General features: G+C 70.2%; 10 protein-coding genes, 1 pseudogene and 1 riboswitch. Of the genes and pseudogenes, 3 read left to right on the top strand and 8 right to left on the bottom strand.

Going from position 1 to position 8415, the window contains the following annotated elements:
* Window positions 1–241 (bottom strand): annotated as a pseudogene (locus G6030_RS07890) (iron ABC transporter permease); the annotation flags it as partial.
* 1 nt (window position 242) lies between these two features.
* On the bottom strand, window positions 243–1241 hold the full coding sequence (locus G6030_RS07885) for an ABC transporter substrate-binding protein (protein ID WP_182642740.1): 999 nt from the start codon (window positions 1239–1241) through the stop codon (window positions 243–245).
* Between the two features lie 117 nt (window positions 1242–1358).
* A riboswitch (cobalamin riboswitch) is annotated at window positions 1359–1517 on the bottom strand.
* Between the two features lie 387 nt (window positions 1518–1904).
* Here G6030_RS07885 and fmdA point away from each other — a divergent pair.
* Window positions 1905–3287 carry a formamidase gene (fmdA, locus tag G6030_RS07880; protein WP_182642739.1) on the top strand — a complete coding sequence of 461 codons (1383 nt, stop codon included), beginning with the start codon at window positions 1905–1907 and terminating at the stop codon, window positions 3285–3287.
* 56 nt (window positions 3288–3343) lie between these two features.
* Here fmdA and G6030_RS07875 read toward each other — a convergent pair whose 3' ends face one another.
* The 4 genes from G6030_RS07875 to G6030_RS07860 form a co-directional block, all read right to left on the bottom strand.
* Window positions 3344–3919, bottom strand: a complete 576-nt coding sequence (locus G6030_RS07875) for a DUF308 domain-containing protein (protein ID WP_182642738.1) — start codon at window positions 3917–3919, stop codon at window positions 3344–3346.
* A gap of 139 nt (window positions 3920–4058) precedes the next feature.
* Window positions 4059–4463 (bottom strand): hypothetical protein, encoded by a 405-nt coding sequence (locus G6030_RS07870; protein ID WP_007632696.1) that lies wholly within the window; start codon window positions 4461–4463, stop codon window positions 4059–4061.
* A gap of 79 nt (window positions 4464–4542) precedes the next feature.
* Complete coding sequence (locus tag G6030_RS07865; RefSeq protein WP_182642737.1) at window positions 4543–5043, bottom strand: carbonic anhydrase; 501 nt, start codon at window positions 5041–5043, stop codon at window positions 4543–4545.
* Between the two features lie 77 nt (window positions 5044–5120).
* The gene (locus G6030_RS07860) at window positions 5121–5285 is read right to left on the bottom strand and encodes a hypothetical protein (RefSeq protein ID WP_007632700.1); all 165 of its coding nucleotides are present in this window, start codon (window positions 5283–5285) and stop codon (window positions 5121–5123) included.
* Window positions 5286–5382: 97 nt separating this feature from the next.
* On the opposite strand from G6030_RS07860, the gene G6030_RS07855 reads away from it, so the two are divergent.
* Window positions 5383–6003, top strand: coding sequence for a TetR/AcrR family transcriptional regulator (locus tag G6030_RS07855; protein ID WP_063972444.1), 621 nt, complete (start codon window positions 5383–5385; stop codon window positions 6001–6003).
* A 35-nt stretch (window positions 6004–6038) separates the two neighbouring features.
* Here the strand turns inward: G6030_RS07855 and G6030_RS07850 are convergent, their stop codons facing one another.
* Window positions 6039–7238, bottom strand: a complete 1200-nt coding sequence (locus tag G6030_RS07850; RefSeq protein ID WP_182642736.1) for a 12-oxophytodienoate reductase — start codon at window positions 7236–7238, stop codon at window positions 6039–6041.
* Window positions 7239–7416: 178 nt separating this feature from the next.
* Here G6030_RS07850 and G6030_RS07845 point away from each other — a divergent pair, with 178 nt between their 5' ends.
* Window positions 7417–7935: a nuclear transport factor 2 family protein gene (locus tag G6030_RS07845; protein ID WP_182642735.1), complete on the top strand. Its 519-nt coding sequence runs from the start codon at window positions 7417–7419 to the stop codon at window positions 7933–7935.
* A 133-nt stretch (window positions 7936–8068) separates the two neighbouring features.
* On the opposite strand, the gene G6030_RS07840 is transcribed toward G6030_RS07845, so the two are convergent.
* A partial coding sequence (locus G6030_RS07840) for a dienelactone hydrolase family protein (RefSeq protein ID WP_182642734.1) occupies window positions 8069–8415 on the bottom strand: 347 nt, incomplete at its 5' end.

Genomic DNA, 8415 nt, shown 5'->3' with positions numbered 1-8415 from the left:
CGATCGCCCACACGTCCCCGATCGGGATGGCCACCGAGCCCAGCGAGACGCCCGCCGCGATCGCGACCACGAGTGCGGCGAGCAGCGGCAGGCAGATCAGCGCGAGGGGCCGGCGGGCGGAGGGCGCGGCGTCGGTGGTTCCAGTGGTGTTGGCGGGGGAGACGACGGCGAGGTCGGCCCTGGCCCGGGCCGGCGGGCGTTGGCCCGCGCGGCGATCGGGTTTCGCGGCTACCGACGTCATGTCACTGCCCGAACGCGTGCGGATGCAGCTCGCGGGCGATGGTCTCCACGGAGGTCGCCATCCGCGAGCTCTCGAAGAAGTCCGCCAGCGGCACCACCACGATCCGGTTCTCCCGGATGGCCGGGGTGGTGGCCATGACGGGCTGCGCACGGAGGTAGGCGATCTTGTCCTCCGCGCTGGTCGCGCCGTAGTCCAGCACCACGATCGCCTCCGGCTGGCGCTCGCCCAGGACCTCCCACGTGGTCTTGGGGTACGGCTTGTCGCCCTCGGAGAAGATGTTGTCCGCGCCCGCGTACTCGCCGATCAGCTGGCCGATGCCCACCCCACCGATCGTCATGGGTTCGGCCTCGCCGCTGTCGTAGAAGAACGTCGGCGTCCCGGTGACTCCCGCGGCGTCGAGTGTGGCGCGGACATCTTCGACCTGCCCGCGGATCCGATCTGTGAGGTCACGTGCCCCCTGCTCGACGCCGAGGACCCGACCGAGCTGGGAGAAGTCCGTCTCGAGCATCGACAGGTCGGGGAAGCCCTTGCCGCAGTACTCCGAGAACAGGAACGTGTTGATTCCGGCGGCCTCGAGGGCGTCCCGGCTGCGGCCCTCCTTCTCGTCGAACGCGCTGCGCATACCCGCGACCACCAGGTCGGGCTCGAGGTCCACGATCTGCTCCCAGCTCGGGTACTCCTCGGCCAGGGAGGGGATGGCGTGGAACTGATCGGCGACCTCGGGCAGCACTTCGTTCTGCTCGCCGTAGCCCATCCCGACGATCCGGTCGCCCGCGCCCATCTGGAGGAGGGTCTCGGTGACGTGGTCGTTCATCGAGACGATGCGCTGCGGCGGCTCGGTGTAGGTGGACTCGCGCTCGCAGTTGGTGATGGTGACGGGTTCGGCGAAGGGCTCGGCCGCGCCGCCGCTCTCGAGCGCCTCTCCGCGTGAGCAGCTGGCGAGCGCCAGGCCGGTCACGAGTAGCGCGGCCAGCGCGGTTCTGGGGTGGTGACGGAACATGATCAGACCTCGGATCGTGTCGTGTGGTCGACGACCACGGCAGACCCGCAGGACGGCAGGCGTCGAGGACGCCACGTCACCTGGCAGGACTCCGGATCGCAGACCTCGGCGATGACTGGTGGAGTCAGGCCTCCGGGCAGGCGATCGGGCTCGCCGCCACGCATGCGTGGCAGCACACCGTTGCGGGTCAGCGCCGGATTCTCACCGGTCTTCCCCTGCGTCCGGAAGTCAGTAGTGCGTGTCGAGCATAGGCACACCGGGGTGCGTGGAGGTAGTCGTCTCCCACCCAGCCACCTGGGTCGGCGGCGCTGGCGGCGTCGACGACGAGGACGACGACGAGGACGACGACGATGAGGAGGTCGGTCAGCCCCGGGCCGCCGGCCTCACGGTGGCCGACAAGACGGAACAGCAGCATGAGTCCCAAGAAGACGAGTGTGCCGCCGAAGAAGCGTTCCGCCAGCGCCACGCTCGGTGTGAGGATCTCCGCCCAGTTCAGCACCCGACCTCCGTCGTCGTTCTCTGGGCCCGTCTCGAATTCCGTGTGTCCCACCAGAGTGGACGACACGCGGAGGACGCGTCCGGTTGTCGCGGGTCGGCGCGTCGACCACGGTGGAACGCGACACCGAGCGAAAGACGTCGACCGCTGACGTAGGAGGTCTTCTCGTGCCCGACGTGATATTCCCCCTCGACCCGAACCGGCCCTTCGACGACCAGGACCTCATCGGCCACAGCCGCTGGCATCCGGAGATCCCGCCGGTGGCGACGGTGCGGCCCGGTCAGACTATCCGGGTCGAGTGCCGGGAGTGGTTCGACGGTGCCATCAAGAACGACGACTCGGCCGAGGACATCCTCCGGGCTCCGTTCCACGCCGGGCACAAGCTGAGCGGCCCGTTCGCGGTGGAAGGCGTGAAGCCAGGAGATCTCCTCGTCGTCGACATCGTGGACATCGGCCCCACCTCCACCGACGAGCCCGGGCCTCTCGCCGGCCAGGGCTGGGGCTACACGGGCATCTTCTCCCCGCGCAACGGCGGCGGATTCCTCTGCCACCACTTCCCCGACGCTTACAAGGCGGTCTGGGAGTTCGGCGGCGGGCGCGCCACCTCGCGCCACATCCCCGGTGTGGGTTTCGAGGGTGCGCCGCACCCGGGCCTCATGGGGACCGCGCCGTCGGCCGAGCTCCTCGCCAGGTGGAACAAGCGAGAGGCGGCGCTAGTCGCCACCAAGCCGCTGCGTGTCCCGCCGCTCGCGCTGCCGCCGCTGCCCGACGGCGCTCTGCTCGGTCATCTCGCGGAGGACGACGCCCCGCGTGTCGCCGCCGAGGCAGCGCAGACCGCGCCGCCGCGCGAGAACGGCGGCAACCAGGACATCAAGAACCTCACCGCCGGCAGTCGGGTCTACTACCCGGTGTTCGTCGACGGCGCGAACCTCTCGGTGGGCGACCTGCACTTCTCCCAGGGCGACGGCGAGATCACGTTCTGCGGCGCGATCGAGATGGGCGGGTACATCGACCTGCACGTCGACGTGATCCCCGGCGGGATGGACACCTACCGCATCCACGAGAGCCCGGTGTTCGTCCCCGGCGGGGGAGAGCCCCGGTACGACGACTGGATCTCGTTTTCCGGCATTTCCGTCACTGAGAAGGGCAAGCAGCGCTTCCTCGACCCGTACCTGGCCTACCAGCGGGCCTGCCTCAGCGCGATCGACTACCTCACCACCTTCGGCTATACCCGCGAGCAGGCCTACCTGCTCATCGGCGCCGCACCGGTCGAGGGGCACCTGTCGAGCGTGGTCGACATCCCCAACGCGTGCGCGACGCTGTACATCCCCACGGCGATCTTCGACTTCGACGTCAAGCCGGGAGTCGGCGGACCGCACCGCGTGGAACCCGGCGTGGGGGTGCCACGGGCCGAGGCGTCCCGACTGCCCGACGACGAGGTTTTGCGGGCGGTTCCCAAGGACAAGAGCGCGCTCCTGCCGTCGGCGCGGCGGCTGGCCGGGCAACGGGTGCGTCCGCTGCGCGAGGCGATCAGCCGGATCTGGCACTAGCCGGCGGGTGCGTTGCCGGCCGCGCGCCGGCACGCCCGCGGCGCCCGTCCGCCGGATCAGCCCCGCAGCGGAAACGCGCGGATCACGTTGAGAACCCCCAGCACCAGCAGCGAGACGGCGAAGAGCCACCACAGGAAGCCCGCACCCCACACCGGAGTCGAGAGCAGCGCGAACCCGGCGAGCACGGAGATGATCGCGAAGAGGATCGTCCACGCGGTGGAGTCGGTGTCGGCGAGGGTGAACAGGGCGGTGAAGCCCTCCACGATCCACAACACGCCGATCATGACGGTCACGAACAGCGCGAGGAAGAGCGCCGACTCCTGCAGTGAGGCGAACGCGTAGGCCCCCGCGAGGATGAACAGCAGGCCGAGCAGGGCGTGCCCGATCCGGCTGCCCGTCCCGTGCCGCTTGGCGAGGATCGCGACGGCGACATAGACGATCCCGCCGGCGATTGCGTACACCGCGAGCACACCGGTCACGGCGACGGCGGTCTTCACGGGCCACAGCAGGACCGCCACCCCGAAGCCCACGGCGATCAGGCCGCCGATCAGGAGTGCGACGCGGAGTGGGTTCACCCGACGCCGGGCCTCGGGATCGGTCGGGGTGGGCGAGGCGGTCCGGGCAGCTGACATAGCGGTGGGCTCCTATCGGGCGAGGCGCGCGAGGATCCCGTTGCCGACTCGGCGCCGAGGGATGAGTGCGTCCCCCATATAACGCCGCTCCCGGCGTCGACGAGGGTGATTCCGGAAGCCGCGCCGGGACACGGCGCGATCAACCGGTCAGGTCAGCCTCGTCGGCGGCGACGGGACCGCCCAGCTCTCCGGTGCCGTAGCGGTCGAGCACCGCTCGGGACTGTGCGCCCCAGCGGGTGTGCGCGGCCTGCCGGCTCATGCCGGCGGCCCGGCCGATGGTCTCCCAGGTGACGCCCCATCGGCGGAGCCCCACCACCGAGCCGAGCGCGTCGACCCCGGTGGCGTGCTCGATCCGGAAGGCCAGGACCTGGACGGCAACGTTCCACTGATCGAGTTCGGTCTCGGACTCCGGGCGGGGGGCGAGAAGGGACTGGGCCTGCACGAACGCCTCGCTCGCCGCGGCGGACGAGGCGGCGCGGACGGCATCGTCCACCGGGGTCGCCAGCGCCGCGGCCAGGGGGCCGGTCGAAGAGTGCTCGTTCATGCCGTCAACGATAGGATGACAATCGGGGGACTGTCAACGACAGGTTGACACCAGAGTTGCGCTGGCCGTGCCGGGCGGGCTACTTCTCGCGCTGGACCTCGCGCAGCTCACCGGTGGACACGTCGTAGACGAACCCGCGGACCGCGGTGCTGTGCAGCAGGAAGGGGTCGGATTCCACGCGGGCGATCGACTGGCGGACGTCTGCCTCCGGCTCCGGGAACGACTCGGGCGCCCAGCGCGGCCGCAGGCCGGTGTCGGACTCGATCTGATCCTTGAAGTCGTCGTCCCGGAACGTGAGCATCCCGCAGTCCGTGTGGTGGATGAGGACGATCTCCTCGGTGCCGAGCAGTCGCTGGCTGATGGTCAGCGACCGCAGGACATCGTCGGTGACGACCCCGCCCGCGTTGCGGATGACGTGGGCGTCGCCCTCGGTCAGGCCCAACAGGCCGTACGGGTTGAGACGGGCGTCCATGCAGGCCACGACGGCGACCTTCCTGCCGGGCGGCATGGGCAGGTCGCCCTTGTCGAAGTCGGACTGATAGGCCTTGGCGGCCTCGAGTAGTTCATCGGTGACGGTCATGGCCGCAGGTTGGCCGTCGATGCCGCGGTCCGTTGCCGATCGGAGGCGGACCGCGGCATCGACGCAGGCGGACGGGCCTACGCGGCGACTCCGCTCGCCTCTGGCCGACCGGGGGCGGTGTTGTTCATGCAGTACCGGCGGGTCCGCTCGGAGACGGGCTTGCCGCGGCGGAGGGCGCTGGCGGCGTCAAGGGCGAACCACAGCTGGGCGATCACGTCGAGGGCGGCGCGGAACAGGGTCATGGGAATCCCTCCTCGGGGGCCGGGCGAAGGGTGGGTATACAGGTCTGTAAGCCTCGGCTGCAGATTAGGTATACAGACCTGTAAAGTCAAGGGCGATATGACTGCCGACTTTCCTGACCTCAGCGACCTGACTCCCGGGGCCCAGCAGATCCTCGACGTGGGCTCGGAGCTCTTCTACGAGCAGGGCATCCACGCGGTCGGGGTGGACACGATCGCCGCCGAATCCGGGATCTCCAAGCCGACCCTCTACAAACACTTCGGCTCCAAGGACGGGCTCGTGGTGGCCTATCTCCTCAATCGCCACCGATGGTGGTGGAGGCTGTTGGAGGAGGAGGTGGAGCGCGCGGAGAGACCGCGCGCTCTGGCGATCTTCGACGTCTACGCCGCCGACCACGGAAACGCCCGGCGAGGCTGCGCATTCCTCAACGCCGCCGCCGAGCTGCCCGAGGGCCACCCGGCGCACGAGGTGATTCGCTACCACAAGCATTCAGTCTGCGACCTGCTCGAAGATCTGGTCAAAGAGGATGCCGCGCCGGACATCGACCACCGACTGTTGGCCAACCATCTGTTTCTGCTCGTGGAGGGCGCTTTCGCGCACCGCCCCATCTACGGGACGGAACTGGTGTGGCAGGGCCGCGCAATGGCCAGTCGGCTGTTGTCCAGACCCGAGATCGAGGGCCAACCGGCCCCGGGGCAGGCGGACGCGCCACCACGGTGACCGGTCACCCGGCGTGGCCAGCCCCCCGGGGCGGATCAGGCGGGGGCGCGCAGCGGCGCCTCATGAACCTCGCGGTCGAACTCCGGAAGCGGCTCGGCCTCGCGCAGGACCCGGGCGATCGCCGGATCAGCCAGGTGCATCCGGCCGATCGAGATGAGATCGAACTCGCCGCGCTCCATGCACTCCACGACCGAATCGATGTTGTCCGCCGCCACGGCCGCCTTGCCCGACTTCTGCTCGCGCAGGGACGTCCCGATCCCCACGCCGCCCACGGCGCCCGCCGGCTTACCCGTGAGTCTGCGGGCCCACCCGGCGAGGGTGACCTTGCCGTCGTCACCCTCCAGGTCGGGGAACGCCGGATCGCTGAACCGCCTGGTCGACGCGTCGAACAGGTCGACGCCCGCCTCGGCGAGAGCACCCAGGTAGACGCCGAGATCGTCGGGGTTGGTGGCCTTGAGCACCGTGTAGTCCTGCTGCGTGTGCTGCGAGAAGCGGTAGAACAGCGGCGCTTCCTCGCCGATGGCCTCGCGGACCGCCGCCACCACCGCAGCGGGGAAGCGGCTCCGCGCCGCCAGGTCGCCGCCCCACTCGTCGGTGCGGCGGTTGGTGTCCGCCCAGACGAACGCGTCCAGCAGGTAACCGTGGCCGCCGTGCAGGGTGACCCCGTCGAACCCGGCCTCGAGGGCGTACCGCGCCGAGCGGGCGAAGGCGCCGATCACGTCGGCGATGTCCGACTCGGTCATCGGCTCCACCGCCGGCGACCAGCGTTCGATGCTCCGCTCGGAATAGGTGGTCACGCCCGGCGTGCCCCACAGCCCCGACGGGCGCATGGGGTGCATCGCCATGAGGCGGTCGCGGTTCTCACGGTCGAAGCGGGCGTTGGCACCCCACAGCGGTCCGACGTGCCACAACTGCGCCATGATGCGGCCGCCCGCCGCGTGCACGGCGTCTGTCACCACGCGCCACGCCGCCACGGATTCCGGCCCGTCGAGGCGCGGGATCGCGGAGTGGTCGACAGACGTGAGGTGGTCCACGCCGATTCCCTCGGTGACGACCAGCCCGGTACCGCCTGCGGCGCGGGCCGCGTAGTAGTCCCGGTTGATCTCGTCGGGCAGCCCGCCCGGGCAGTCCATCCGCGTCATCGGCGACATGACGAGGCGGTTGGCCAGGTGTAGGGAGCGGACGTCGAGCGACCGGAACAGGGCTTCACGACCGGGGGCGACCAGCGGAGTCATGATGCGAGACCTCGTGCTTCTCGGTGTGGCGACGAAGGCGGGGCCCGGAATCGGACGCGTTCGCCGTTGACAAACGTCAAGTCTAGACGGGCAAACGGACCGAGACCAAGTGAATGCTTGCTCGGTCACGGCGGGAGCGGGCGTGGGCCCGGGGCCGAGACGACGTGGGAGCGTGACGATGACCGGACAGATCACCCTGAGCAGTGGTGAGCAGGCGCTGGCGATCGAGGAGGTCAAGCGCGTGTTCGCCGCCCGACTGCGGGCGCTCGACGAGAAGCGGTGGGACATCTACCCGACGCTGCACACCGCCGACGTGGTCAGCGAGACCTGGGGCGGCCTGCCCGAGGACAAGCAGCCGAAGACCCAGGGCACGGCCAACCGCGTGGTGGGGCCGGAGGCGGTGACCGCGGCGATCCGCGGGATGCTCGGTGGCCCGACCCACGTGACGACCGTCCACCACGGCCACGCCCCGGAGATCGAACTGACCTCCGACACCACCGCCGTCGGCATCTGGCCGATGGAGGACCGCCTGTGGTGGACCAACGACCGCGGGGAGGAGGAGTACCTCCACGGTTTCGGCCACTACCACGAGGAATATCGGCGGGTGGAGGGGCGCTGGCTCATCAGCTACCGCCGCCTGACCCGCCTGCGCGAAGACCACAGCCCCGGGTTCTTCGACTACATGCCGGCTCTCTGACCTGCCGCACACCGTAGACCCCCGACGCCAAGAGCGTTCCGCACACATCGCCCGAGAGGCGGGTGTGCGGAACGCTCTTCGCGTTGAACGGGCCGGGCGAGCGGCGGCGGGGCCGGGCGCCTGCCCGCCGCGGTCAGCGGGAGAGGCGACGCGCCAGGTGCTCGCGAAGGTCCTCGAAGTGGCGCTCCGCCGAGGCCTCGTCGTACATCGACGTGTCCGCCATCGAGTACCCGTGCGGAGCGCCCGGGTAGACGGCCTGGTCGAGCGCGACGCCTGACTCGCGGGCGAGGGAGGTGATGGCGTCCATGCCCTCCGGCGGCATCGAGGGGTCATCGTCGGCGTGGCGCAGCAGAACCGCGGCGCGGGTGGTGGCCAGGCTGCGGTGCGGGCTGTCCGGCTCCTCCGTGACCAGGCCGCCGCCGTGGAACCCGCCGACCGCCGTGACGCGATCGGGGTGGTCTCCGGCTGCGCGCAACGCCA

It is taken from the genome of Dietzia sp. E1 (assembly GCF_014145015.1).
In the GTDB taxonomy this organism is placed as follows: Bacteria; Actinomycetota; Actinomycetes; order Mycobacteriales; family Mycobacteriaceae; genus Dietzia; species Dietzia cinnamea_A.
The sequence above is the reverse complement of the archived record's forward strand: the minus strand, read 5'-3'. Positions and strand labels throughout refer to the sequence as shown.